This is a genomic window from Paenarthrobacter sp. AR 02 (assembly GCF_021538675.1).
In the GTDB taxonomy this organism is placed as follows: domain Bacteria; phylum Actinomycetota; class Actinomycetes; order Actinomycetales; family Micrococcaceae; genus Arthrobacter.
On sequence record NZ_JAJUKH010000001.1, the window covers coordinates 1 to 25,584 of the forward strand.

The following is a 25,584-nucleotide window of genomic DNA, read 5'->3' on the forward strand; positions in this document are numbered from 1 at the left end:
CAACCGCGTCCGAACAACACCACCGCGGCCGCACGCTGTTCCTCGGACAATGAACTGCTCTTAAACATCAAACTGCTCCCCGTAAGTCAGAACTGAATTTTCAGTCCAACTTTCGGGGAGCAGTTCACTTCCGCCGGGCCCTGCTTGGTAAATCTATTCGGTCACACCTACGAGGCATTCCTTGAGGTTCTCCGCTTCGGAGGCGTTGAGCTCGACCACAAGCCGTCCCCCACCTTCGAGCGGCACACGCATGATCAGGCTGCGCCCCTCCTTGGTAACTTCCATAGGGCCGTCGCCAGTACGTGGTTTCATAGCCGCCATTAGGAAAATCCCCTCCATTTGTCCCAAGTCCGCCCAACCCGGCCGGGCTGGATCCGCCAAGCAATCGCAGCCGGCGGCACCGCTTGGGAGGCCGCCTTGGCCAGGCACTTTAGGTGCTTTGTCCTTGCTAATAGTCCATTATCCCGTACTTACCCGCCCGTAACGAAATCAACAGCCTGTTAGTCAGGGCTTTGTACATATTGCCGTTCCCGAACAAAGCTCCACGTCAGGGCGGATAATCGCCGCCTCCGGGCAAAGGGGCCCACGCCCAGAGCCAAACGACCCACACCATCTGGAGGAGGATGAACATGACGACGACGGTTCCCCGGTACGCCTTGGACTTCGACAACATCGCTGTTGCCAGGGCAAGGGGAAACAGTGGAAGGAGCATTCGGAACGTGCTGGTTTGCGGGTGCAGGAACACCAGCAGGTAACCCATGTAGCAGGCACACCATAGCCGGAGCTCCGTCCCCAGCGCCCGGACTGGCCGGGAGATCATGACCAGCACAAACAACGCCGTGAAGACAAAGGGGGCGAGCACGCCAAGGACAGGACCAAAAAGCATCCGGCCGGTGTCGAACCAGGGCTTGAAGGGCACCAGGTCATCCCCGCGCCAGGCAGTTTCCGTGCGGGTATAGGCTGCAGGGTCGCCGGTGGCCGCCCAGGCAATTGCCGGCCATGCAAGGGCTGCGACACAGGCGGCTACCACCAAGGCACCCAGCGACATCAGGTTCCGCGTAGACAAGGGCCGGGTATCGGAAACGAACCCTTGCCTGTTCCTGGCCGCCCCGAAACGCTGCCATAGATGCCAGAGGAAAAGGAGGCCCACCACGGCCGCGAACGGGACGCCCGAGGGCCGGGACAGCGACATCAGAAGGACCACCGGTATGGCCGCCAGATAGTGCCGCCGTACAACCAAAAGCAGGGACGCTGCGAGAAGCAGGAGGTTCAAGGACTCCGCGTAGGGGACCTGGAGAATCGGCGCGATGGGAAAGGTCGAGACGAAAATGACGCCCCACATGGCTGTGCGCCTGCCCGCGAACTGCCTGAAGAGCTGATGAATGACCAAGACGGCTGCAAGACCTGCCACCATCGCGATGGCAGTGAGCGCTGGAAGCGTGCCCAGCCCTGTGATGGCCGAAAGTCCACGGGCGAGCAAGGGAAACAACGGGTAGAAGGCCCACGCATTTTCCGTCACCACCCCGTTCTGGTCGACCGGCAGGACAGCCGGATAGCCGTCGTCAACGGCCTGCTGGTACCAGCGTGCATCCCAGATGGTGATGAAGTTCCAGTAGTCCGGTGCCGGCGCAAACCAAGGGTTGGTCCCTTGGTGCACTGCGGCGGCCATGAAGATGCAGGCACTGACCAGCCGCGCGACGATGAAGACCACAGCAACCTGGAGCCACCACGGCCACCGTGCCATCCGCGCGCCGGCATTCGCCACGGCACGCGGAAGGAGTGCCGTCGGTCCCACTCCCCCGGGCATCTGAGCCCCGGAACTCACTGTGTGGTCCGGGTATCATCATCGACGCCGGGCCGCTGCGGCGTGAGGGCACTGAGCCTCTCGATCTCGCGGTCCTTGGCTTTCAACTGGTCCCGGAGTTCATCGAGTACCTGGTCCACCTGGTCCATGCGGTAGCCCCGCAGGCCCAGGGCGAAGCGGACTGTATCGATGTCGGACGGCTTGGCCTCCGCCGGCAGTAACACCGGAGGCAGGTTTGGCGTCGGGTCATCCAGGCCGGCCCCCATGGAGCGGCCGCGGACGATTCCGGCGCCCACAAAGAGCGCAGTGCCAACCAGGACAATCGCGACGAACACCAGAAAAAAGCTCACAGTGTCCATGGTGCCAGAAACCTGTTGCTACTCCGGGCGCTGCTCTCCGGTGGGGCTGGGCAGCGGGGCACCATGGAGCACGCGATGGACGGCGTCTGCCGGGTCATCGACCAACTGGATCAGGTCGAGGTCCTTTTCGGAAACCATGCCCTCTGCCACCAGAGTTTCCCTGATCCATTCGATCATGGGTCCCCAGAAGCGCACGCCCAGCAGCACAATCGGGAATGAGGTCACCTTGCGTGTCTGGACGAGGACCATGGCCTCGAAGAGTTCATCCAGGGTGCCCAGTCCGCCCGGCAGGACCACGAAGCCCTGCGCGTACTTGACGAACATGGTTTTGCGGGCAAAGAAGTACCTGAAGTTGATGCCCAGGTCCACCCACTGGTTAAGCCCCTGTTCGAAGGGAAGCTCGATGCCCAGGCCGACGGAGACCCCGTTGCCCTCCACAGCACCTTTGTTGGCTGCCTCCATGGAACCCGGGCCGCCGCCTGTGATGACCGCGACTCCGGCTTCGGCAAGCTTCCGGCCAACATCGACAGCCATCTCGTAGTACTCGGTGCCCGGTTTGGTCCGTGCCGAACCGAAGACACTGACAGCCGGCCCCAGGTCCGCCAGTGCACCGAAGCCCTCCACGAATTCGCTCTGGATCCGCAGGACCCGCCAAGGATCCGTATGAATGAACTGGCCGGCACCACTCGTGTCCAGCAAGTGCTGGTCGGACATCCCCGTATCGGCTTGTTTCCGCCGGAGCTCCAAGGAGCCCTTGTGCTTGGCAGGTGCTATCTCGGACGGCAAGGGCACATGGCTGGACTTGGCGCGTCCGTTGGCATCCGGATGGGGAACTGGGTGCTGGCTGATGCTCATTGCCCAAGGCTAGTCCCTATGGACCCCTGCTTCGTCCATGCGACCCGCCCGTTGCATTGCAGTCTGGTGTATCGCTGAAGGACAGGTTTCTGTTCAATCACGATCTTGGCGAACTTGCCGTGACCGTGGTCATATTTGGGTCTTTGTTCGCTAGATTCTTCGTATGACTACTCAAGCGTCCGGCGATGCCCTCGTCTCACTGAACGGCGTCAATAAGCATTACGGTCAACTGCACGTCCTGAAAGACATCAACCTGCAGGTTCGGAAGGGCGAAGTCGTGGTGGTCATCGGACCGTCCGGCTCCGGCAAGTCCACCTTGTGCCGCGCGATCAACCGCTTGGAAACGATCGACGACGGTGCGATTGCCATCGACGGGAAGAAGCTCCCGGAAGAAGGCAAGGACCTCGCCCACCTGCGGGCCGACGTCGGAATGGTCTTCCAGTCCTTCAACCTGTTCGCCCACAAGACGATTCTTGAGAACGTCACGCTGGGGCCGATCAAGGTCAAGAAGGTGGCCAAGGGGACAGCTGACAAGGAAGCCATGGCACTGCTCGAGCGTGTCGGTGTGGGTCACCAGGCTCCGAAGCTGCCCGCCCAGCTGTCCGGCGGTCAGCAGCAGCGCGTAGCCATCGCCCGTGCACTGGCCATGAAGCCGAAGGTCATGCTCTTTGATGAGCCCACCTCCGCACTTGACCCCGAAATGATCAATGAAGTCCTGGACGTCATGATCCAGCTGGCCAAAGAAGGCATGACCATGATCGTGGTCACCCATGAGATGGGCTTTGCGCGCAAGGCCGCTGACCGTGTGGTGTTCATGGCGGACGGCCAGATCGTGGAAGACGCAACTCCGGAGGAGTTCTTCACCAACCCGAAGAGCGACCGCGCCAAGGACTTCCTGTCCAAGCTTTTGACCCACTAGCTCCCCACCGCCCGCATCCCGGCAGTAGAGAACGCACCCTGGCCGTACGACGGCCAACCAATGAAAGGAATGTCATGAAGGCTTTTATTACCCGGAGGAAGTCGCTCCTGGTGGCCGCTTCGGCCGTGCTCGCCCTCTCCCTGAGCGCCTGTGGAGGTGGCGGAAGCTCCACCACTCCCCCCGTTGCCTCGGCCAGCTTCGACGCCGGCACGACGATGGAAAAGCTGAACAAGGCGCAGAAGATCACCATCGGCACCAAGTTCGACCAGCCGCTCTTCGGCCAGAAGGGCCTTGATGGCAAGCCTGTCGGTTTCGACGTTGAAATGGGCAAAGCAATCGCCGCCAAGCTGGGCATCCCCGCCGACAAGATCGAATGGGTAGAGACCGTCTCCCAGAACCGCGAATCGTTCATCGAACAGGGCCGCGTAGACCTCGTCATCGCCACCTACACCATCAACGATGCCCGTAAGGAAAAGGTCGCTTTCGCCGGACCGTACTACGAAGCTGGCCAGGCTTTGCTGGTGAACAAGGACGACAACTCCATCACCAAGCCTGAAGATGTCAAGGGCAAGAAGGTCTGCTCCGTTACCGGTTCCACACCGGCCAAGACCATCGCCGAGAAGTACGGTGCCGAGGTCGTTCCTGCCGCCACGTACACCGCCTGCCTGGAGCCGCTGCGCAACAAGCAGGTTGTCGCCGTGACTACCGACAACGTCATCCTCGCCGGCTACGTCGACAAGGAGCCGGACGCCTTCAAGCTCGCTTCGGACCAGACCTTCACCAAGGAGCCCTATGGCATCGGCCTGAAGAAGGACGACACCGTTTTCCGCGGCTGGATCAACGACCAGCTTGAGGGATTCGCCAAGGACGGCACCTACAAGAAAGCCTGGGAAGCCACAGCAGGCAAGGTCATCAAGACCACCCCTGAACTTCCTGCGATCAACCGCTACTAGTCGGGACCAGTCAGCTGCCGCCGCCCCTTTGGACGGCGGCAGCTGACGAATCCAGGACCCTGTTCCCTGATTAGCTGCAGCCAAAGGAACCCATGGACGCCGTCATAGCAAGCCTCCCCCAATACTGGGACGGATTTCTCCGCACCCTGTATCTTTCCGTCATTTCAGGAATCATCGCCCTCATCGTCGGGACAATCCTGGCAGCCATGAGGGTCTCCCCCGTGGCTGCCCTCCGCGGATTCAGCACGTTCTACGTTGAAGTCGCCCGAAACACACCGCTCACCATCATCTTCTTCTTCGCCGCGATCGTTCTGCCGCGGCTGGGCGTCAAGTTCGAACAATTCGAAGTCGCCGCCATCATCGCCCTGAGCAGCTACACGGCCGCCTTCATCGCCGAAGCCGTCCGTTCCGGCGTCAACAGCGTGCCCGTAGGACAGGCCGAAGCCGCCCGAAGCATCGGGATGACCTTCATCCAGGTGCTGGGCTTCATCGTCCTCCCACAGGCTGTCCGCACTGTGATCCCGCCCTTGATCAATATCCTGATCGCCCTGGTGAAGAACTCATCGGTGGCCGGCGCCTTCTTCGTCCTCGAGCTTTTCGGCTACGGCCGCCAGCTCTCCAACGACTACGGCGACCAGGTTCTCTGGATCCTGCTCGGGGTGGCGTTCTTCTACCTCCTGATCACAGTGCCGCTGGGCCTCCTGGCTCACTTTGTTGAACGTAAGGTGGCGATTGCCCGATGACCTCGGTCCTGTACGACGTCCCCGGGCCCAAGGCCCGCCTCTACTCGCTCATTGGGTCCGCCGTCGGCATCCTGCTCATCGTTGGCATACTCGCCATCGCGGTGGCCACCCTGGCCCAACAGGGCATCTTCGACGCCGAACGCTGGGAGATCTTCTACGGTCCCATGGCGCCGGATGTCTGGAGCCTGATTGGGCAGGGCATTCTGTCCACGCTGGCTGCTGCGGCCGTTGCGGCGATCATCGCGTTCCCGCTCGGCATCGCACTGTGCCTGTTGCGGATTTCGCTGATTCCCTGGATCCGGATCCCCACCCAGGTAGTGCTTGAATTCCTGCGCGGCATGCCCGTGGTCCTCATGATGTTGTTCGTCCTGCTGGTTTTCGCCACGGGCCAGTTCCAGGCCGTCGTGGTTGGCCTGGTTCTTTACAACGCGGCCATCTTCGCCGAGATCCTCCGCGCCGGTATCCAATCCCTGCCGAAGGGCCAACGCGAAGCAGGATTGGCCATCGGGCTGCGCAGCTTCCAGTCCCGGATGTCCATCGAGTTCCCGCAGGCCGTGCGCCGCATGCTTCCGTCATTGGTGGCACAGCTGGTGGTCCTGTTGAAGGACACCTCGCTGGGCTACATCGTCGGGTACGAGGAATTGCTGCGGAAGATCCAGATCATGGCAGACTTCCTCGGGCCGAACTTCCTGTTCCCTGCGTTCTTTGTGGGCGCAGCGATTTACATCCTGATCAACCTGTCGGTGTCACGGATCGCCATCTGGATTGAACGCCGGGGGTCCAAGAAAACCGCCGGCGGGGTGGCAGCACCAAGCCTTCGGACAGGGCTCATGGTGGGTGGCAACGATCCGATCGCCAAGGATTCCGTCGAAGGTCCCGAAAAGAAGTAAGCTCCGCATCACGCAAAGAAGGTCCGCAGCCATCAGGCTGCGGACCTTCTTTTGATTCGTCGGCTTAAGCCAGCCACGTACGCAGTGCCCGCAGGCACTCACGGATCGCATCGGCGTCGACGTGTTCGTTGTCTTTGTGCGCCAGCAGGGGGTCGCCGGGGCCGAAGTTCACCGCCGGGATTCCCAGCTCACTGAAACGCGCGACGTCGGTCCATCCGTATTTGGGCTTCGGCTCGGCGCCCACTGCGGCAACGAAGGACGCGGCGGCGGGGTGGTTGAGTCCCGGCCGCGCGCCCGCAGCGGCGTCGGTCCGGACGACGTCGAACCCTTCCAGCAGTTCGCGGACGTGGGCTTCGGCCTGGTCCGGGGTCTTGTCCGGGGCAAAGCGGTAGTTGATCTCCACCACGCACCGGTCCGGGATGACGTTGCCTGCCGTGCCACCCTTGATCTTCACGGCGTTGAGGCTTTCACGGTAGTCCAGGCCGTCCACGTTGATGGTGCGGGGTTGGTAGGCGGCCAGCCGTTCCAGGATTGGAGCGGCAGCATGAATGGCGTTCACTCCCATCCACGCGCGGGCGGAGTGCGCGGTTTCACCCAGGGTCGTGGCTTCGAAGCGGCTGGTTCCGTTGCAACCACCCTCCACCGTGCCGTGGGTTGGTTCCAGCAGGATCGCGAAATCGCCGTGGAGCTGCTCACCGTGGTTCCTGACCAGACGGCCCAGCCCGCTCTTGACCGCTTCCACTTCCTCATGGTCGTAGAAGACGAAAGTGACGTCCTTGTCCGGCTGCCTGCCGTCGTCGAACAGTGTGGCGGCCAAGGCGAGTTGCACCGCCACGCCGCCCTTCATGTCGGTGGTGCCGCGGCCATACAGCACACCCTCCCCCGGAGTGCCGGACTCCCAGGTGGCCGGAACGGTACCCAAGGAGCCTTCAACGGTGGGCAGCGGCACTGTGTCCAGGTGTCCGGCCAGGATGACGCGCTCAGCCAGGCCAAGTTCGGTGCGCGCGATAATCGCATCGCCGTCCCTGATAACCGTGTAGGCGGGGATGGCGCGGAGGGCTGCCTCCACGGCGTCCGCGAGCTCAGTCTCGTTTCCGGACACGCTGTTGTAGTCGATGATCGCCGCGGTCAGCAAAGCGACGTCCTGGCGCAGGTCAAGGAGGGCGGGGTTCTGGGTCACTGCTCCAGCTTAACAACCCCCATTGCGACCTGCTGTCCGTGAGACGGGTTTTAACCGACCTCTGCCTGCTGGATACACTTGGCGCATGACTGAAACTGCTTCTTCCACCGTGCCCGCAAGCACAGCCACCGACACCCGCTCAGCCTACGGATTCGGCCTCGCCACCATTGCCACCTCGGCATCCGGGGAAGCAACCGTGCTGGACGTCTGGTACCCGGCACCCTCCTTGGGTGTCGCCGCTGACTCTCTCCGGGACGTGGAGAACGCCGATCCTGCCCTGACGGCACTCGCCGACCAGAGCAAGGACGCAGACCGCGGCACCGAGCAGAAGGTCGTCTTCGCCCAGATCGACCTCGACGCCGCCCCGGCAGACACTGCCGACGCCTACCTGCGCCTGCACCTTCTGTCCCACCGTCTGGTGAAGCCGAACAGCATCAACCTGGACGGCGTCTTCGGCAAGCTCCCCAACGTGGTGTGGACCAACTTCGGCCCGGCCGCGGTTGATGGCTTCGAGCTGACCCGGGCGCGGCTGCGCAAGCGCGGCAACGTTGTGGTTTACGGCGTGGACAAGTTCCCGCGCATGGTTGACTATGTCGTTCCCTCCGGCGTGCGCATCGCCGACGCCGACCGTGTCCGCCTCGGCGCCCACCTGGCCGAAGGCACCACCGTGATGCACGAGGGCTTCGTGAACTTCAACGCCGGCACCCTGGGCACCTCCATGGTCGAGGGCCGCATCTCCGCGGGCGTCGTCGCCGGCGACGGCACCGACGTTGGCGGCGGAGCCTCCATCATGGGCACCCTCTCCGGTGGCGGCAAGGAAAAGATCGCACTGGGTGAGCGCGTCCTGCTGGGCGCCAACTCCGGCGTAGGCATCAGCATCGGCGATGACTCCGTGGTTGAAGCCGGCCTGTACGTCACCGCCGGCACCCGGGTTCGCGTGCCGGGGCCCAAGGACGAGAACGGCGAGGACACCAGCACCATCATCAAGGCCGTGGAACTCTCCGGCGTTCCCAACCTGCTGTTCCGTCGCAACTCCACCACCGGCGGCGTGGAAGTCCTTCCCCGCAAGGGCCAGACGGTGGAGCTGAACGAGGCACTTCACGCCAACTAGCAGGAGGAAATCCGTGCGCCGGTTCCGCCGCGCCATCGTTGCGGTGCTGGCCTTGGCCCTCATAGCAGGGGCAATCTACGCGATCGTGGCTGTACTGCAGCGCTCCGAGACCCTGGTCACGGAGCGCTGCGTCGCCGTCGTAGGTTCTGACAGCCACGAGCTCGCCACGGACCAGGCAGCCAACGCTTCGCTTATTTCCGCGATCTCCGTCAGGCGCGGACTTCCCCCACGTGCCGCGAGCATCGCCCTCGCCACGGCGATGCAGGAATCCAGGCTTCGCAACATCAACTACGGTGACGACGCCGGCCCCGACTCCCGTGGCCTGTTCCAGCAGCGGCCTTCGCAGGGTTGGGGCACGGAAGCCCAAGTGATGGACCCCGTGTATGCGACCAACGCGTTCTACGACGGGCTGGTCAAGGTGCCAGGGTTCGAAACCATGGAGATCACCCAAGCCGCGCAAGCGGTCCAGCGCTCGGCGTTCCCACGCGCCTACGCACAGCACGAACCCATGGGCCGCGCCTTCGCTTCGGCGCTGACCGGGCACTCGGAGTCAGCATTGAACTGCGAATTGCGCATGCCCGAAGCGGCAGGCGACCCCGCCGCCGTCGTCGATGAACTTTCGACGGCGTTCGGCACCCAGCCGGCCACCGTTCAGGGCCGGACGGTGCAGCTGAATATCAGCGGAACCCAGGCCTGGGCCGTGGCTCATTGGGCTGTAGCGAATGCCAAGACGCTGTCCATCACGCAAGTCGATGTTGCTGGCCAGACCTGGAACCGGGAGAAACGCAACGGCTGGCAAGCGTCGGCGGCTCCAGCCGGACCGGTCACCATCACGGTGTCTGCCCCCACCACCTGAGTTTCTGTAGGTCAGACCAGGAGCTCCACCACCGGCTGGACGTAACTGCGGAACACGTCCGGCTCCGACAAAAGCCGGTGGCTCATGATCATGGTGTTGGGCTCCAGATACCAGGCCCGGGGTTCGCTGAGTGGCAGTTCGATGATGGTGAGCTCGAAGTCCCGGGAGCTCCTGCCGACCTCCAGGAGCCGGTCCTCCACCATCTCGTTCAGCACGTGGGTGACGCCATTTGCCTCGCGCGCTGCTTCCAGGTCTGCGTACTCGTCGATCCTGTCCGTTGCCCAACCAAGGGCCGAGCCGAAATGGGCCTGGAGGACACGCTGGAGGGCAGGCGAATTACCGAACGCCTTGAAGCTTGGCGGTGCCAGCTCAGATGCGGGTTTGGGATAGGCCTTCACCAGGCTTTCCCACCAGGCCTCCCACTCGGTCTTGAGGGCCTGGATGCCCCCAACATCCGAGGTCAGGTGGCTGTGGTCGGCGTGCCGGACCTTGGGCGCTGCATGGGACAGCAGCGGCGTGCCGGCACCGTCAAGACCGGCAATGTCACGCAAGTACAAGGCAATGAGCATCGGCCCCGAAGTATCCATGGTGATGCGCCATCCCGGGCCGCCTGACTCATGCATCCGAATTCCTCCCTTTGGCAGGTCCCCGACAAGTCCCAGTCTATTCCCGTTAACCCCCGGCGGTAGAGGTCCGGACCCACTGCTTCGCGGGAGCGGAACCGGCTACCGGGATACCGGTGACGCTTCCAAGGAACGCAGGTGGGCGGCGAGGACGTCGCTGCACATTTCAGCGGTCATCCACTCGGGCTGGAGCAATGAGTGCATGCACAGACCGTCGAGGGTGGCCAGGAGCCTCTCAGCCTCGGTGACGAGGCCTTCTTGGGCGCTTTCTCCGGGATTCAGCGCCATGATCAAACGCCCGACGACGGCGGCTACGGTACGGTGGCTGCGCTCGGCTTCTGCGGCCAGCACCGGTTTGATGCGTGCAGCGTGGCGGAAGGCCATCCAGACGCAGGCATCCACAGCCAGTTCTTCGTCCAGGGGAAGGAATTGGCCGAGCAGGTTCAGGACGGCTACGTGCTGTTCCTGGCTTCCGGGTGGCTCGGCTTCGACTGCACCGAGTGCGGCCTCGAGCCTGCCGGCTATACGGTCGATCACTGCGCCGAAAGAGAAGGCCAACAGCTCGTCGCTGCTGGCGAAGTAGTGGCGTACCGAGCCCACTGCCAGCCCCGCCTCATCGGCTACTTCCCGCAGGGACGCCCGTTCCAGGCCATCACTGGCAATGATCCGAAAAACAGCGTGGACGACTTCCTGGCGCCGGGCTTCGGCATCAACAATTTTGGGCACTAATTGTTTTTAGCACGAACGTGCTTCCACAGCCCTCAACACTGAGCGGCGTGGCTTGGATTTCCGATAGCGTAGGGACCATGAAAATTCTTGTCACGGGTGGCACCGGCTACATCGGTTCGCACACCGTTTTGTCCCTTCAGGAAGCCGGGCACGACGTCGTCGTGCTGGATAACCTGGTGAATTCCAGCGAGGAATCCCTCCGCCGGGTCTCGGAGCTGACCGGCAAGAGTGCCGCCTTCCACAAGGTTGACCTGGTGGACGAGCCGGCCGTGGAGGCCGTTTTCGACCAGCACCAGATCGACGCCGTGATCCACTTCGCCGGGCTGAAGGCCGTGGGCGAATCGGTCCAGGAACCACTCGCCTACTACTACAACAACATTGTGGGCACCCTGAACCTGCTCCGGGCCATGGACAAGCACGACGTCCGCTCCATTGTGTTCAGCTCCTCTGCCACCGTTTACGGCGAGCACAACCCAATCCCCTACATCGAGAAGATGGAAATCGGCGCGAACAACCCTTACGGCCGCACCAAGGAACAGATCGAGGACATCCTCTCGGACCTGGGCAACGCGGACGACCGCTGGCATATCGCACTGCTGCGCTACTTCAACCCCGTGGGCGCCCACCCGTCGGGCCGGATCGGCGAGGACCCCCAGGGCATTCCCAACAACCTCGTGCCATTCATTGCCCAGGTAGCCGTGGGACGCCGCGAGAAGCTCATGGTGTTCGGTGGGGACTACGACACCCCTGATGGCACGGCACAGCGCGATTACATCCACGTGGTGGACCTCGCGGACGGCCATGTGGCAGCACTGAACTACATTGCCGAACGCGCAGGCGTTCGTCGCTGGAACCTCGGCTCCGGGCGGGGTTCTTCCGTCCTTGAGGTGCTTCGGTCCTTCGAGAAGGCCGTTGGCCAGCCGATCCCCTACGAAATCACGGGCCGCCGCGCAGGCGACCTCCCTGCCTTCTGGGCCGATGCTTCGTCCGCCCTGGCCGACCTCGGCTGGTCCACCACCAAGACGGTGGACCAGATGTGCGAGGACCACTGGCGCTGGCAGAAGAACAACCCCTACGGGTACAACGCTTCCTGAAACAACGACGGCGGCCGCCCACCTCGCGCGAGGTGGGCGGCCGCCGTCGTTACTGGCTTGGTACTAGTTAGCCGGGTAGTTGCGCTCCGGCTCCCCTGTGTAGAGCTGCCGCGGACGGCCGATCTTGGTCTGGGGATCGTTGATCATTTCCCGCCACTGGGCAATCCAGCCCGGGAGGCGGCCGATGGCGAACAGAACAGTGAACATCTTCTCCGGGAAACCCATGGCCTTGTAGATCAGGCCGGTGTAGAAGTCGACGTTCGGGTACAGCTTGCGCTGGATGAAGTAGTCATCCGCAAGGGCCTTCTCTTCAAGGCGCATGGCGATGTCCAGAAGTTCGTCGTTGCCGCCGAGCTTGCCAAGGACTTCGTGTGCCGTTGCCTTGATGATCTTGGCGCGGGGGTCGTAGTTCTTGTAGACACGGTGTCCGAAGCCCATGAGGCGGACGCCGTCTTCCTTGTTCTTGACCTTTTCCATGTAATCCTCGGGCTTGATGCCGTCGGCCTGGATCTGGCGGAGCATCTTCAGCACGGCCTCGTTGGCACCACCGTGGGCGGGACCGAAGAGGGCGTTGATGCCGGCGGACACCGAGGCGAAGAGGTTCGCGTTGGACGAACCCACCAGGCGCACGGTGGACGTGGAACAGTTCTGCTCGTGGTCGGCGTGCAGGATGAGCAGGAGGTCCAGGGCCTTGACGACCACCGGGTCCATATCATACTGCTCGGCCGGAAGGCCGAAGCTCAGGCGCAGGAAGTTCTCCACCAGGTTCATGGAGTTGTCCGGGTACAGCATCGGCTGGCCGATGGACTTCTTGTGCGCGTAGGCAGCGATGACCGGGAGCTTGGCCATGAGCCGGATGGTGGAAACTTCCACGTGCTCCGCATTGAAGGGATCCAGCGAGTCCTGGTAGAACGTGGACAGCGCGGAAACGGCCGAGGAAAGCACCGGCATGGGGTGGGCGTCGCGCGGGAACCCGCCGAAGAAACCCTTGAGTTCTTCGTGCAGGAGCGTGTGGCGGCGGATCTTCTGGTCGAACTCTTCCAGCTCCGTGGGGGTGGGAAGGTTGCCGTAGATCAGCAGGTAGGAAACTTCGAGGAAGCTCGAGTGCTGCGCGAGCTGCTCGATGGGGTAACCGCGGTAGCGCAGGATGCCTGCGTCGCCGTCGATGTACGTGATGGCCGAGGTGGTGGCCGCTGTGTTCATGAAGCCGGGGTCATAGGCAACGGCGCCCGTCTGCTTCAGCAGCTTGGAAACGTCGTAGCCTTCGTTTCCTTCTACAACCTTGATACGCGGCAGTTCGAGTTCGCCGCCGGCATGGCGCAGTGTCGCGCTGGTGGTCTCAGTCATGGAGTCCCCTTCATGAGGCCTTTGGGCCTCTATCGAACGCTTGTCCAACCAACTTCTGGTGCCGCCGCCTTCGGCCCTACTGTTGCAGGGCTCCAACGGCCGAAGTGCTTTCTTAGTGAAGGCCACCATTGATAGTCAGTTAAAAAGCTACCGCCAGTAACCCCACGGAACTAATCCGTGCCTTCCGGTTACTGGCGGAATGGCGCCATAAGTGGCGCAAGTCACAGCTTTGTTATGAGCCTGTACCCAAGCGCTCGACGGCGGCATCAATACGTTCGTCGCTGCCCGTGAGCGCTACACGGATAAAGCCGTTTCCAGCGTCTCCGTAGAAAACACCCGGCCCCACCACGATGCCCAGCTCCGCGAACCGCGCCACGGTGTCCCACGTTGGTTCTCCAGCAGTGGACCACAGGTACAGTCCGGCCTTGGATTCCTGGATCTGCAAACCGAACTTCTCCAGCGCCGGGACCAGCCTTTCGCGGCGGCCACGGTACAGATCTTTTTGGGCCAGGACATGGCCGGCATCCCCCAGTGCCACCCGCATGGCTTCCTGGACAGGATAGGGAACGATCATGCCGGCATGCTTCCGGCTGTTCACCAGATTGGCCATGATGGCGGAGTCGCCGGCGACAAAGGCGGCACGGTACCCGGCAAGGTTCGACTGCTTGCTCAAGGAGTAGACACACAGCAAACCGTCCGTGGAACCGCCGGTAACACGGGGATCCAGGATGCTCGGTACAGCCTCTCCCCCGCGCTGGGCGTCCCATTCGCCCCAGCCGAGTTCGGCATAGCATTCATCGGAAGCCACCACGGCGCCAATCTCGCGGGCTTGTGCCACGATCCGGCGCAACGACTCAACGTCGCGGACGCTTCCAGTGGGGTTACCCGGCGAATTGATCCAGATCAGCCGTACCTTCGCACGGGTGGCGGGGTCCAGTGCATCGAGGTCATCCGCGGCAACCGACGTGGCGCCGGCCAGCGAGGCTCCAATGTCATAGGTCGGGTATGCAACCGTAGGGCGCATAACGACATCCCCGGTGCCCAAACCGAGGAGGAACGGCAGCCAGGCCACCAACTCCTTCGAGCCCACCGTCGGCATGACATCCTTCGGATCCAGCCCCGGTACGCCGCGCCTGGCCGCGAACCAGTCCACTACAGCTTGGCGAAGTGCCTCAGTGCCGTGGACTGTCGGATAGCCATGCGCGTCCGATGCGTTGGCAAGGGCCTCACGAATCAAGCCAGGAGTGGGATCCACCGGCGTGCCGATGGAGAGATTCACCACGCCACCAGGGTGCTTGGAGGCGGTGGCAACGTAGGGCGCCATGGCCTCCCACGGGTAGTCAGGCAGGTTCAGGCCGAAAGCCGGCGCCGCGGAAATCAAAGAAACTACCGCCCTTAGTGGTCTTGGTTCTGCGGGGGCAGTGCGGCAATGAAGGGGTGGTCCTTGCCCGTGTTGCCCACCTTGGCGGCGCCACCCGGCGAACCGAGGTCGTCGAAGAACTCAACGTTTGCCTTGTAGTAGTCGGCCCACTCTTCGGGGGTGTCATCCTCGTAGTAGATGGCCTCAACAGGGCATACAGGTTCACAGGCACCACAGTCGACGCATTCATCGGGGTGGATATAGAGGGAACGCTCACCTTCGTAAATGCAGTCGACAGGGCATTCTTCAATACATGCCTTGTCCTTGACATCCACACACGGCTGCGCGATTACGTACGTCACGTCCCAGACCTCTCCACAGTTTGTCCCGGTGATGACCGGGGTAATACGGCCGGCATCATGCCGGGCACTCAACTTCCGAGCCTATTATCCAACAGTGCGCCGACGCCAACCTAGCCCGCGTCTTAGTATGAATCCGTGACTTCGCCGCATTTGCCACCCGGACAGTTCCTTCGCAGTGCAGAGCCGGGAATCCGGGTCGTGGTGCGCTACAGGATCGAAGACGGCTTAACGGACGCGCTGGGCTACCTATTGAGAAGCAGCGACAGCAGCTGCACCGTGCGTACCCGGACGTCTGACGTCGACATTCCACTGGCGATGGTCATCGCCGCGAAAGAGGTTCCGCCGCCACCGCCGCGGCGGGCTTCCCGAATCGCAGGCGACTGACAACCACCAGCATGATCATTGTCACTGCGCCGATGCCGAAGACCCACACATTTCCGACGGCGTCGCCCAGCACCAATTGCTTGGCCGCGCCCGCAGACGACAGGACGCCGACGGCGGCATAGCTCACCACGCCGGCTACCGCCGTTGGGGCTATCGAGCGCGTCCAGGCGGCCAGCCACAACTGAACGGACGCCAGAAGCACCAAGGCCGCGGCGACTCCCCACGGGACCTCGACGCCGGACCAGAGCGCGCTTTGACGGTGCAGGGCGGTTCCTGCCGCGGCAACGAAAAGAGCCGCCGGTACGGCCGTGGCAATGCCACGGGCCGCACCGGCGACTCCTCTCTTCATTCAGCTGTTCCTGGCTGGTTCAGGCCAGTACAGGCTAGGACTTGGCGCGGGCGCGGTTGGCCTTCGCGCGCTCGTTGGAGTCCAGGATGACCTTACGGATACGGATGGCATCCGGGGTGACCTCGACGCACTCGTCTTCACGGGCGAATTCGAGGGACTCTTCGAGGGTGAGGTCGCGCGGCGGCGTCAGGTTCTCGAAGGTGTCGGAGGAAGCGGCACGCATGTTGGTGAGCTTCTTTTCCTTGGTGATGTTGACGTCCATGTCATCTGCGCGGGAGTTCTCGCCGACGATCATGCCTTCGTAAACCTCGGAGGTGGGCTTCACGAAGAAGGAACCGCGCTCCTGCAGGTTGATCATGGCGAACGGGGTAACAACACCGGCGCGGTCGGCGATCATGGAACCGTTGGTGCGGTACTCGATCGGGCCGGCCCACGGCTCGTAGCCCTCGGAGATGGAAGCAGCGATACCGGCGCCACGGGTGTCCGTGAGGAACTTGGTGCGGAAACCGATGAGGCCACGGGCAGGCACGATGAATTCCATACGGCACCAGCCCGTACCGTGGTTGGCCATGTTGGTCATGCGGCCCTTACGGGCTGCCATGAGCTGCGTAACAGCGCCAAGGTACTCTTCGGGCACGTCGATGGTCATGTGTTCCATCGGCTCGTGGACCTTGCCGTCGATGGTCTTGGTGACTACCTGCGGCTTGCCAACGGTGAGCTCGAAGCCTTCACGACGCATCTGCTCGACGAGGATGGCCAGTGCCAGCTCGCCACGGCCCTGAACTTCCCAGGCGTCGGGACGCTCGGTGGGGAGGACCTTGATGGAGACGTTACCGATCAGTTCCTTGTCCAGGCGATCCTTCACCTGGCGGGCCGTGACCTTGGCGCCCTTGACCTTGCCGGCCAGCGGCGAGGTGTTGATACCGATGGTCATGGAGATCGCGGGATCGTCCACGGTGATCAGCGGCAGCGGCTGCGGGTTCTCGGCATCCGTGAGGGTTTCACCGATGGTGATCTCCTCGATACCGGCCACAGCGACGATCTCGCCCGGACCAGCCGACTCGGCGGGAACGCGGGTGAGCGCCTGGGTTGCCAGGAGCTCGGTGATCTTCACGTTCTTGAGCTCGCCGTTGGCACGTGCCCAAGCAACGGTCTGGCCCTTGCGGAGCGTGCCGTTGTAGATGCGGAGCAGGGCGAGGCGGCCAAGGAACGGCGAGGCGTCCAGGTTGGTCACGTGGGCCTGGAGCACGCCGTCCGGGTTGTACGTCGGAGCCGGGATGTGCTCAATGATGGTCTTGAAGAGGGGCTCGAGGTCCTCGTTCTCCGGTGCCGAGCCGTTGGCGGGCTGGTCCAGGGATGCGCGGCCAACCTTGGCGGCAGCGTAAACGACGGGAACTTCGAGGACCTTGTCCAGGTCCAGGTCCGGAACTTCGTCCGCGAGGTCCGAAGCCAGGCCCAGGAGGAGGTCCATCGACTCGTGGACAACCTCGTCGATGCGGGCGTCGGGGCGGTCGGTCTTGTTGACCAGCAGGATGACGGGCAGGTGCGCTGCAAGGGCCTTGCGGAGCACGAAGCGGGTCTGGGGCAGCGGGCCCTCGGAGGAGTCGACCAGCAGGACGACGCCGTCAACCATGGACAGACCGCGCTCAACCTCGCCACCGAAGTCGGCGTGGCCGGGGGTGTCAATGACGTTGATGGTGATGGTCTCGCCATTGGACGACGGGCCGTTGTAGGCAACCGTGGTGTTCTTCGCGGGGATGGTGATGCCCTTTTCGCGCTCCAGGTCACCGGAGTCCATGACACGGTCCTCAACCTCACCATGGGAAGCGAAGGAGTTGGTCTGCTTGAGCATGGCGTCGACCAGGGTGGTCTTACCGTGGTCAACGTGTGCGACGATCGCGACGTTGCGCAGATCGCTCCGCGACGCAGTGTTGGTGATGGTTTCAGACATGCGTTAATGACTCGATTCAGTGGTGAAGTCAGCTGTTTGTATCCGCGCGCATACCTGATCGACTTGATCGGAACACACAGCGAAAAGACCCCGGGACACAGGGCACCTAAAGCAAGTCTAAACGCAGAAGCATTTATGCGCCTAAAAAGCAAGCCATCGACTGCCGGGATGTGGCCTCGCTCACAGCACATCACCGTTCAGTAACCACACGTCCACTTGCTGGATTTTCCGGCGTTCGTGCCCCATGATTGCAGCAGAACCAGTGCCACACGGAGACCTACGATGCGCAAAGCCCCGGCAACGTTCCGCATGCTCGCACCACTGATCGCCGTCGGCGTTCTTTTGGTGGGCTGCGGACAAAACCAAACACCACCCGAACCCGTCTCAACGCGATCAGCCGCGCCCGGGCCGGCACAAACGTCCGCCGCGGAAAAACCCCTGCGGTCCGCGCCCTCCCCCACCGCACTGAACCTGCCTGTCGGTTCCCTGTACAAGAACCCCACGAACAACCGCAATGAACTGGTGCTGGCCGACGTACGCCACACGGCGGTACTGATCGGAGACTCGCAGGCCATGCCCAAGGACTCCTGGCCGCAGCAGGGCATTGCTGCCCTGGGATACAAGCTGCATGTCGTGGGCATGGGCGGGACGGGCTATGTTGCTTCGAACGGCAAGACGGGGAACTACATTGACGCACTCCAGCGTGGCGACTGGGTACTCCCCTATGGCGAGCCTCCCTTGATCGTCATCGAGGGCGGCGGCAACGACGCCACCCAGCGGGCAACGGACGCCCAGATCACCGGCAATGCCGAACGGCTGCTGGCGGCGTTGACCAAGCGCTACCCAGGCTCCAAGCTCGCCATGATCGGTACCCTCGCCCGCGGCGCCAGTAACGGCGGCGCCCGACGCACCGAAGTGGACGCGCTCGTAGGCAGGATCGCGGCAAAACACGGCATACCGTTCGTCAGCGCCGGCGACTGGCTCACCCGGTACAACGCGGTGGGAGATCTCCAGGACGGCGTCCATCTGAAACCCGCAGGACACGCCAAGCTGGGGGCAGTCCTGGCCCGCGAACTCGCCGCGTTGGGCCTGACCGCGCGTCCTGACAGTGAAACCGCGACGCCAGCACAGTAGCGGCCTGCCGGCAGCTTAAACGGCAAGAGCCGGTGGTTTCCTTTGGGGAAACCACCGGCTCCTGCTATTTGCGGCTTTGTTGGAGTTCGACGCCGGGTCAGGCCACCTCGGGCGGCAGAAGCAGCGAACCACCGGGGATGGCATCCAGCAGGGCCTGGGTGTACGCCTCACGGGGGTTGTCGAAGACGTCGTCCGTGCTGCCCGTTTCCACCAGCTTGCCCTTCTGCATCACGCAGACGTGGTCCGCGATCTGCCGCACAACGGCGAGGTCGTGGGTGATGAACAGGTAGGTCAGGCCCAGGTTGTCCTGGAGCTCTGCCAACAGGTTCAGGACCTGGGCCTGCACCAGCACGTCCAAAGCGGAGACGGCCTCATCGCAGATGATCACTTCGGGGTCCAAGGCCAGTGCTCGCGCAATCGCAATGCGCTGGCGCTGACCGCCGGAGAGCTCATTCGGGTAGCGACGCATGGTCGACTGCGGCAAGGCCACCTGGTCCAGAAGCTCACGGACCTTCTTCTCCCGGCTGGCCTTGGTGCCGATCTTGTGAGTGCGCAACGGCTCTTCGATGGTCCGGAAGATGTTGTACATCGGATCGAGTGAGCCGTACGGGTCCTGGAAGATGGGCTGCACCCGGCGGCGGAACTTGAACAAGTCCCGGCTGTTCAGCGTGGAGGTGTCGACGCCGTCGAAAATGATCTTTCCGGACGTCGGTTCCAGCAGGTTCAGCACCATCTGGGCAACAGTGGACTTGCCCGAGCCGGACTCCCCCACAATCGCCGTGGTGGTACCGCGGCGAACGGAGAACGAGACTGAGTCAACAGCCGTGAAGTCAGTGGTCTTGCCAATACCTCCACGGAGCTTGAAGACCTTGGTCAGGTCCTCAACCTTCAGCACCTCCTCGGGAAGTGCCGACTCGACCACCACGGGTTCCGTGGGAGCCAGCAGCTCGTCGGACTCGACACCCTGTTCCTTGGCGACCTGGATACGGCGGGACGCCAGGGAGGGCGCTGAGGATACCAGTCGCTTGGTGTAAGGGTGCCGCGGGTTGCGGAGCAGCTCGAGGGACGGACCGGATTCCACAACCTGGCCCTTGTACATGACCACTACTTTGTCCGCCCGCTCGGCCGCCAGGCCGAGGTCGTGGGTGATGAGCAGAACGGCCGTACCCAGCTCGGACGTCATCTTGTCCAAGTGGTCCAGGATCTGGCGCTGGACCGTCACGTCAAGGGCCGACGTCGGCTCATCCGCGATCAGCAGGCGCGGCTGGCAGGAAAGGCCGATGGCGATCAGCGCGCGCTGGCGCATGCCGCCCGAGAACTCGTGCGGGTACTGCTTGGCGCGGCGGGCTGCGTCAGGCAGGCCGGCCTCGGACAATACCTTGGCAACGTCCTCGGGGCCGGAAGGAAGACCGTTGGCTTTCAGGGTCTCCTTGACCTGGAAACCGATCTTCCACACCGGGTTGAGGTTGGACATCGGGTCCTGCGGCACCATCCCAATGGAATTGCCGCGGAGTTCGATCATCCGCTTCTCGCTCGCGTGGGCAATGTCTTCCCCGTCGAAGAGAATCTCGCCGGCAGCTACCCGGCCGTTCCCCGGCAGCAAGCCGATGGCGGCGAGGGCCGACGTCGACTTCCCCGAACCTGATTCGCCCACGATGGCCACAGTTTCACCGGGCATCACCGTGAGGTGGGCATTCCTGACGGCGTTGACCTCACCATTGCTGGTGGCGAAGTTGATCGCGAGGTTTTTGATCTCCAGCAGGGGACGCTCGGAGCCGGCGACTTCTTCCTTGATGTGAACTGAAGAGTTCATGGCTTCGCCTTTCATCGCTTACGCGCTTTGGGGTCGAGGGCATCACGCAGGGCATCGCCGAGCATGATGAAGCTCAAGACTGTAATCGACAGGGCAATAGCCGGGTAGAGCAAAGGCATCGGGTTTGATCGCAACGAAGCCTGCGCTGCCTGGATGTCGTTACCCCACGACATGACGCTCGGTGGGAGCCCGATACCAAGGAAGGACAACGTGGATTCGGCCACGATGAACGTGCCCAGCGAGATGGTTGCCACCACGATGATGGGAGCCAAGGAGTTGGGGAGCACGTGGCGCAACAACGAACGGAACTTGGAAACACCCAGCGAGCGGGCAGCGACCACAAAGTCGGCATTCCTGACTTCAATCACTGCGCCACGGGTGATGCGGGCAATCTGCGGCCAGCCGAAGACGATCAAAATCAATACCAACGTCCACACCGTGCGGTTCGCACGGAAAACGGGCAGCTGCATCATGACAATGGCGCCGAGGATAAGCGGCAAGGCAAAGAAGATGTCCGTCAGGCGCGCCAGCACGGCGTCAGCCCAGCCACCGTAATAACCGGCCAGCGCACCAATGATGCCGCCAAAAAGAACGACGCCGATGGTGGTGAACAGGCCAACAGTCACCGAGGAACGGGTGCCGAAGATGACGCGGGCATAAACGTCACAGCCCTGCTGGGTAAACCCGAGCGGGTGCCCGGAAGCGGGCCCGCCATCGGAGTTGGACAGCTGGCAGGCCTCGGACGTGGGATCGATCTGCGAGAACAGGCCCGGGAAGAGCGATACAACCACGACAGCCAGGATCATGATCGCCGAGATGATGAACAGCGGCTGCTTGCGCAGGTTCTTCCACGCTTCGCCCCAGAGGCTCGAAGGCGCGGAGTCTTCCTTGACCTTGTCGGTCGCCTGGAGGGGCGTTTCTTCAAGATCGGCAACGAAGTGCTCGATGTGGCGCGGGGCGGTGTCCTGCCCAGTGAGGTTATTTTCAGGAGTCATAACGGATCCTCGGATCAAGCCAGGCATACAGAAGGTCAACGAGCAGGTTGGAGAGACAGTAGATCAACACCAGCACTGTGACGATGCTGACCACGGTTGGGCCTTCACCGGACAGGACGGCACGATACAAACGGTTACCCACACCGGGGACGTTGAAGATGCCTTCCGTGACGATTGCTCCACCCATCAGTGTGCCGAGGTCGGCTCCCAGGAAGGTCACCACCGGGATGAGCGAGTTGCGGAGAATATGCACATTGATGACCCGGAAGCGGGACAGGCCCTTGGCCGTCGCGGTCCGGACGTAGTCGGCATTCATGTTCTCGATGACGCTGGTGCGGGTAAGCCGCAGAACGTAAGCGAATGACGCCAGGCCAAGAACGATGGCCGGCAGGATCAGGTCTTGAACCGTAGCCGCCGCACTGACCGTGGGTTTGGCCCACCCCAGTTGCACGCCAATGAAGAACTGCAGGATGAAGCCGAGCACGAAGATCGGGATACCAATGACGATCAGGGATGCGATCAACACGGTGCCGTCGAAAAGCTTGCCCTTGCGAAGACCTGCGACCAAGCCGAAGGCGATGCCGAAGACGGCTTCAAAAATCAGGGCCATGACGGCGAGGCGTGCTGTCACGGGGAAGACCTCGCCAAGTACGGCTGCGATCGGCCGGCCGGAGAAGTCCTGGCCGAGGTCGAACGTGAAGATGCTCTTGAGGTAGAGCAGGTATTGAACAATGAAGGGCTGGTCCAGGTTGTACTGGGCACGCAGCTTGGCCGCGACCGCTTCGTTGACGGGTTTGTCACCGAAGAGAGCAGCAATGGGGTCGCCAGGCAGGCTGAAGACCAGGAAATAAACCAGCAGTGTCGCTCCCAGGAATACGGGAATCAGCTGGAGGAATCGTTTAAGGATATAGGTGGCCATCAGCTCACCACACCCCGATCAGCAGGCACCCGGGGCTGGGGTGCAGCGGAGTTGTTCATCAAAGAACCTTTTCGTCTGATGTGCAAACGTTCCATGCCAAGGCAGTGTAGGCCTGCACAAGGACGCCCAACCAGAGTTGGGCGTCATTGATTTGCAACGAGATAAGGCGGCGGAGGTGCTCAACTGAGCACTTCCGCCGCCGAATCGCGCTTACTTGCCGGTGATGTTGTAGTAGAGCGGGACGCCGTCCCAGCCGTAGTCAACATTCGAGACGCCGGTGCTCCAGCCACCCTGTGCTACTTGGTACCACAGCGGGATGGCAGGCAGGTCCTTGAGAAGGATTTCCTGCGCCTTGTTCATTGCCTTGTTGCCGTCGGAAACGCTCGGGGCGGACAGGCCATCGGAGATAGCCTTGTCGAACTCGGGGTTCGCGTAGCGGGCATCGTTGGAGCCTGCACCGGTCTTGTAGATCGGTCCGAGGAAGTTGTACAGCGACGGGTAGTCTGCCTGCCAGCCGGCACGGATCGAACCGGTCAGCTTCGCCGAGGTCGCGAGATCGCGGGCTTCCTTGAAGGTGGCGAACGGAAGGCCTTCGGCCTTGATGCCGAGGTTGTTCTTGAGCTGGTTGGTCATAGCCTCAACCCAAGCCTTGTGGCCACCCTTGTCAGCGTTGTAGGCAACGGTGAAGACGGTGTTCGGATCCCACTTCTGGATGGCATCGGCCTTGGCCCAGAGGTCCTTGGCCTTGGCGGCGTCGAACTTCAGGTTGTCAGAACCGGGGATGCTGTCGCTGTAGCCGTCCAGAACGGGAGCGGTGAAGTCCTTGGCCGGCTGGCGACCGCCGCTGAAGATGACCTTGGTGATCTCTTCGCGGTTGATGGCCATGGAGATGGCCTGGCGGCGCAGCTTGCCGGCTTCGCCACTCCACTCCGGAAGGTATTCCGGGATGGCAATGGTCTGGTTACCCGCGTACGGCTTCTCGATGAAGCGATCGCCAAGGTCGGTCTTGAAGTTCTTCAGTGCGCTGGTGGGGATGGTCTGCAGGATGTCCAGGTTGTTGGACAGCAGGTCCTGGTATGCAGCGTCGTCGTTCTGGAAGATCTTGAACGTCACGCCGCCGTTCTTGGCCTTGCGCGGACCGTTGTAGTCGGCGTTCGGGACCAGCTGGATCTGCACGTTGTGCTGCCAGCCGTTCTCTGCCATCTTGTACGGGCCGTTCCCTACAGGCTTTTCGCCGTAGGTCTTGGGATCAGCAAGAGCTGCTGCCGGAAGGGGCATGAAGGCCGTGTAGCCGAGGCGCAGCGGCCAGTCGGACTCGGGCTGCTTGAGCTCAACGGTGAAGGTGGTGTCGTCCACGACCTTGAGGCCGGACATGGTCTCCACTGTGGAACCTTCGGCGCTGGTCTCGTCGTAGCCCTTGATGCTTTCAAAGAACGTGGCGCTGAGCTGCGCGTTCTTTGCTGCTGCACCGAAGTTCCACGAGTCAACGAACGTCTTGGCCGTGATGGCTTCGCCGTTGGTGAACTTCTGGTCCTTCTTCAGCTTGATGGTGAAGTTCTTGGCGTCAGGCGCCTCGATGGACTCCGCCAGCTCGTTGACGGGCTTACCGGACGGGTCGTAGCTGACAAGGCCCGAGAAGATCAGCGTGGCAATCTTTCCACCGCCGACCTCGTTGATGTCTGCCGGCATGAGCGGGCGCTGCGGCTCAGAGCCGTCAGCAATGATGACCTTGTTGGGGTCGCCTGCGGATGAACCGGAGTTGTTGCTACCGCCGCCACCGCAACCGGTGGCTGCGAGGGCGATGATCGCCGCTACGCCTAGAGCTTTGGAAGTGCGCGAGAAACGCATTCCGCCTCCTATGAGTCGTGGAGTTGAGGAGGGGAAATTCGTGATTCCCCCCAGGCACAGGCACAGTTTCCTACTGTGACGTTGCCTACATGTGAGTGTAAGCCTACCCACATTGCGTCCGGATGTTGGGACTTGATGGCCAAACTGTAACCGTTCCGCAACCTCTACATGCCTAAACTGCCGGGAATTTCAAGTCAAACGCTACTCGGTGGTAGCATTCGCTGTCTGACAGCAGGACAGGAATGATCTTCGCCGGTGCCGGGCTGGCGACCGACCGCCGTCGGGCGTGTAGTTAGGCTAAGGGAATGGCGACAGTTATCCTCGTGCGGCACGGACGCACCACAGCCAATGCCTCCGGACTCCTGGCCGGGCGGGCTCCCGGAGTCAGCCTCGACGCGATCGGGCGCGACCAGGCAGCCGTCACCGGAGACCGGCTTGCGTCGGTGCCATTGGTCGGGGTGGTGTCGAGCCCCCTTGAACGTTGCCGGCAGACTGCCGAACTCATCATTGACCGCCAGGCCATCAAGCCGTACTCCCCGATCGAACCTGCGCTCACCGAGTGTGATTACGGCCAGTGGCAGGGACGCAGGCTCAGTGAACTCGCAACCGAGGACCTGTGGCAGGTCGTACAATCCCAACCATCCGCAGCCGTCTTTCCCGGCGGCGAGTCGATGGCCGCCATGCAGGCCCGCTCAGTAGCAGCCATCAGGCGCCACGATGCAGCCTTCGAAGCCGAACACGGCCCGGAGTCCGTATGGGTAGCGGTCAGCCATGGCGACGTCATCAAGTCCATACTCGCCGATGCGCTGGGAATGCACCTTGACCTCTTCCAGCGCCTCAGCGTTGACCCCGCCTCGGTATCGATCGTCCGCTACGGCTCCCCTCGGCCTGCCGTCGTTGCGACCAACACGGTGGCCGGCGATCTTTCCTGGCTGTCCCGGAGCGCGCCCTCGGGGGATGCCCCCGTGGGCGGCGGCGCCGGGCATACGGCGCCCTGAGCGTCCTC

General features: G+C 62.6%; 25 protein-coding genes. 9 read left to right on the forward strand and 16 right to left on the reverse strand.

The window, feature by feature from the left end; translation table 11 throughout:
• Positions 1–153: 153 nt before the first annotated feature.
• From LRQ04_RS00005 to LRQ04_RS00020, 4 genes are all read right to left on the reverse strand, one after another.
• The gene (locus LRQ04_RS00005) at positions 154–321 is read right to left on the reverse strand and encodes a DUF3117 domain-containing protein (protein WP_211714277.1); all 168 of its coding nucleotides are present in this window, start codon (positions 319–321) and stop codon (positions 154–156) included.
• A gap of 226 nt (positions 322–547) precedes the next feature.
• The gene (locus LRQ04_RS00010) at positions 548–1,744 is read right to left on the reverse strand and encodes a hypothetical protein (protein WP_235518573.1); all 1,197 of its coding nucleotides are present in this window, start codon (positions 1,742–1,744) and stop codon (positions 548–550) included.
• 77 nt (positions 1,745–1,821) lie between these two features.
• Complete coding sequence (locus tag LRQ04_RS00015) at positions 1,822–2,163, reverse strand: DivIVA domain-containing protein (RefSeq protein ID WP_235516866.1); 342 nt, start codon at positions 2,161–2,163, stop codon at positions 1,822–1,824.
• Between the two features lie 18 nt (positions 2,164–2,181).
• Positions 2,182–3,018 (reverse strand): TIGR00730 family Rossman fold protein, encoded by an 837-nt coding sequence (locus LRQ04_RS00020; RefSeq protein ID WP_235516868.1) that lies wholly within the window; start codon positions 3,016–3,018, stop codon positions 2,182–2,184.
• Positions 3,019–3,181: 163 nt separating this feature from the next.
• On the opposite strand from LRQ04_RS00020, the gene LRQ04_RS00025 reads away from it, so the two are divergent.
• From LRQ04_RS00025 to LRQ04_RS00040, 4 genes are all read left to right on the forward strand, one after another.
• The gene (locus LRQ04_RS00025) at positions 3,182–3,937 is read left to right on the forward strand and encodes an amino acid ABC transporter ATP-binding protein (RefSeq protein ID WP_235516869.1); all 756 of its coding nucleotides are present in this window, start codon (positions 3,182–3,184) and stop codon (positions 3,935–3,937) included.
• Between the two features lie 74 nt (positions 3,938–4,011).
• On the forward strand, positions 4,012–4,890 hold the full coding sequence (locus tag LRQ04_RS00030; RefSeq protein WP_235516871.1) for a glutamate ABC transporter substrate-binding protein: 879 nt from the start codon (positions 4,012–4,014) through the stop codon (positions 4,888–4,890).
• A gap of 92 nt (positions 4,891–4,982) precedes the next feature.
• The gene (locus LRQ04_RS00035; RefSeq protein WP_235516873.1) at positions 4,983–5,633 is read left to right on the forward strand and encodes an amino acid ABC transporter permease; all 651 of its coding nucleotides are present in this window, start codon (positions 4,983–4,985) and stop codon (positions 5,631–5,633) included.
• Positions 5,630–6,523, forward strand: coding sequence for an amino acid ABC transporter permease (locus tag LRQ04_RS00040; RefSeq protein ID WP_235516875.1), 894 nt, complete (start codon positions 5,630–5,632; stop codon positions 6,521–6,523). The genes LRQ04_RS00035 and LRQ04_RS00040 overlap by 4 nt, the downstream gene beginning before the upstream one ends.
• A 64-nt stretch (positions 6,524–6,587) precedes the next feature.
• Here the strand turns inward: LRQ04_RS00040 and dapE are convergent, their stop codons facing one another.
• The gene (gene dapE / locus LRQ04_RS00045) at positions 6,588–7,703 is read right to left on the reverse strand and encodes a succinyl-diaminopimelate desuccinylase (protein ID WP_235516882.1); all 1,116 of its coding nucleotides are present in this window, start codon (positions 7,701–7,703) and stop codon (positions 6,588–6,590) included.
• Between the two features lie 85 nt (positions 7,704–7,788).
• On the opposite strand from dapE, the gene dapD reads away from it, so the two are divergent.
• Positions 7,789–8,814 carry a 2,3,4,5-tetrahydropyridine-2,6-dicarboxylate N-succinyltransferase gene (dapD, locus tag LRQ04_RS00050; RefSeq protein ID WP_235516884.1) on the forward strand — a complete coding sequence of 342 codons (1,026 nt, stop codon included), beginning with the start codon at positions 7,789–7,791 and terminating at the stop codon, positions 8,812–8,814.
• A gap of 13 nt (positions 8,815–8,827) precedes the next feature.
• Positions 8,828–9,670 carry a hypothetical protein gene (locus LRQ04_RS00055; protein ID WP_235516886.1) on the forward strand — a complete coding sequence of 281 codons (843 nt, stop codon included), beginning with the start codon at positions 8,828–8,830 and terminating at the stop codon, positions 9,668–9,670.
• A gap of 11 nt (positions 9,671–9,681) precedes the next feature.
• On the opposite strand, the gene LRQ04_RS00060 is transcribed toward LRQ04_RS00055, so the two are convergent.
• Both LRQ04_RS00060 and LRQ04_RS00065 read right to left on the reverse strand, forming a co-directional pair.
• Positions 9,682–10,293: a hypothetical protein gene (locus LRQ04_RS00060; RefSeq protein ID WP_235516888.1), complete on the reverse strand. Its 612-nt coding sequence runs from the start codon at positions 10,291–10,293 to the stop codon at positions 9,682–9,684.
• A 102-nt stretch (positions 10,294–10,395) separates the two neighbouring features.
• Positions 10,396–11,019 (reverse strand): TetR/AcrR family transcriptional regulator, encoded by a 624-nt coding sequence (locus LRQ04_RS00065; protein ID WP_235516890.1) that lies wholly within the window; start codon positions 11,017–11,019, stop codon positions 10,396–10,398.
• Positions 11,020–11,099: 80 nt separating this feature from the next.
• Here LRQ04_RS00065 and galE point away from each other — a divergent pair, with 80 nt between their 5' ends.
• Positions 11,100–12,116, forward strand: coding sequence for a UDP-glucose 4-epimerase GalE (gene galE, locus LRQ04_RS00070; protein WP_235516892.1), 1,017 nt, complete (start codon positions 11,100–11,102; stop codon positions 12,114–12,116).
• A gap of 63 nt (positions 12,117–12,179) precedes the next feature.
• Here the strand turns inward: galE and LRQ04_RS00075 are convergent, their stop codons facing one another.
• From LRQ04_RS00075 to typA, 5 genes are all read right to left on the reverse strand, one after another.
• On the reverse strand, positions 12,180–13,463 hold the full coding sequence (locus LRQ04_RS00075; RefSeq protein ID WP_235516899.1) for a citrate synthase: 1,284 nt from the start codon (positions 13,461–13,463) through the stop codon (positions 12,180–12,182).
• Positions 13,464–13,695: 232 nt separating this feature from the next.
• Positions 13,696–14,844 carry a succinyldiaminopimelate transaminase gene (dapC, locus tag LRQ04_RS00080; protein ID WP_255773609.1) on the reverse strand — a complete coding sequence of 383 codons (1,149 nt, stop codon included), beginning with the start codon at positions 14,842–14,844 and terminating at the stop codon, positions 13,696–13,698.
• A gap of 14 nt (positions 14,845–14,858) precedes the next feature.
• A complete protein-coding gene (gene fdxA, locus LRQ04_RS00085; RefSeq protein WP_211711286.1) occupies positions 14,859–15,185 on the reverse strand; it encodes a ferredoxin in 327 nt (108 codons plus the stop codon).
• 319 nt (positions 15,186–15,504) lie between these two features.
• A complete protein-coding gene (locus LRQ04_RS00090; protein ID WP_235516901.1) occupies positions 15,505–15,918 on the reverse strand; it encodes a hypothetical protein in 414 nt (137 codons plus the stop codon).
• A gap of 34 nt (positions 15,919–15,952) precedes the next feature.
• Complete coding sequence (typA, locus tag LRQ04_RS00095; RefSeq protein WP_235516903.1) at positions 15,953–17,869, reverse strand: translational GTPase TypA; 1,917 nt, start codon at positions 17,867–17,869, stop codon at positions 15,953–15,955.
• A gap of 282 nt (positions 17,870–18,151) precedes the next feature.
• Here typA and LRQ04_RS00100 point away from each other — a divergent pair, with 282 nt between their 5' ends.
• On the forward strand, positions 18,152–19,003 hold the full coding sequence (locus tag LRQ04_RS00100) for an SGNH/GDSL hydrolase family protein (protein WP_235516905.1): 852 nt from the start codon (positions 18,152–18,154) through the stop codon (positions 19,001–19,003).
• Between the two features lie 97 nt (positions 19,004–19,100).
• Here LRQ04_RS00100 and LRQ04_RS00105 read toward each other — a convergent pair whose 3' ends face one another.
• From LRQ04_RS00105 to LRQ04_RS00120, 4 genes are all read right to left on the reverse strand, one after another.
• A complete protein-coding gene (locus LRQ04_RS00105; RefSeq protein WP_235516907.1) occupies positions 19,101–20,816 on the reverse strand; it encodes an ABC transporter ATP-binding protein in 1,716 nt (571 codons plus the stop codon).
• A gap of 11 nt (positions 20,817–20,827) precedes the next feature.
• On the reverse strand, positions 20,828–21,811 hold the full coding sequence (locus tag LRQ04_RS00110) for an ABC transporter permease (protein ID WP_235516909.1): 984 nt from the start codon (positions 21,809–21,811) through the stop codon (positions 20,828–20,830).
• A complete protein-coding gene (locus LRQ04_RS00115) occupies positions 21,801–22,730 on the reverse strand; it encodes an ABC transporter permease (RefSeq protein ID WP_235516911.1) in 930 nt (309 codons plus the stop codon). Before LRQ04_RS00115 ends, LRQ04_RS00110 begins: the two co-directional genes overlap by 11 nt.
• A gap of 210 nt (positions 22,731–22,940) precedes the next feature.
• Positions 22,941–24,578 (reverse strand): ABC transporter substrate-binding protein, encoded by a 1,638-nt coding sequence (locus LRQ04_RS00120; RefSeq protein ID WP_235516913.1) that lies wholly within the window; start codon positions 24,576–24,578, stop codon positions 22,941–22,943.
• A 305-nt stretch (positions 24,579–24,883) separates the two neighbouring features.
• Here LRQ04_RS00120 and LRQ04_RS00125 point away from each other — a divergent pair, with 305 nt between their 5' ends.
• A complete protein-coding gene (locus LRQ04_RS00125; protein ID WP_235516914.1) occupies positions 24,884–25,576 on the forward strand; it encodes a histidine phosphatase family protein in 693 nt (230 codons plus the stop codon).
• Positions 25,577–25,584 lie beyond the last annotated feature (8 nt).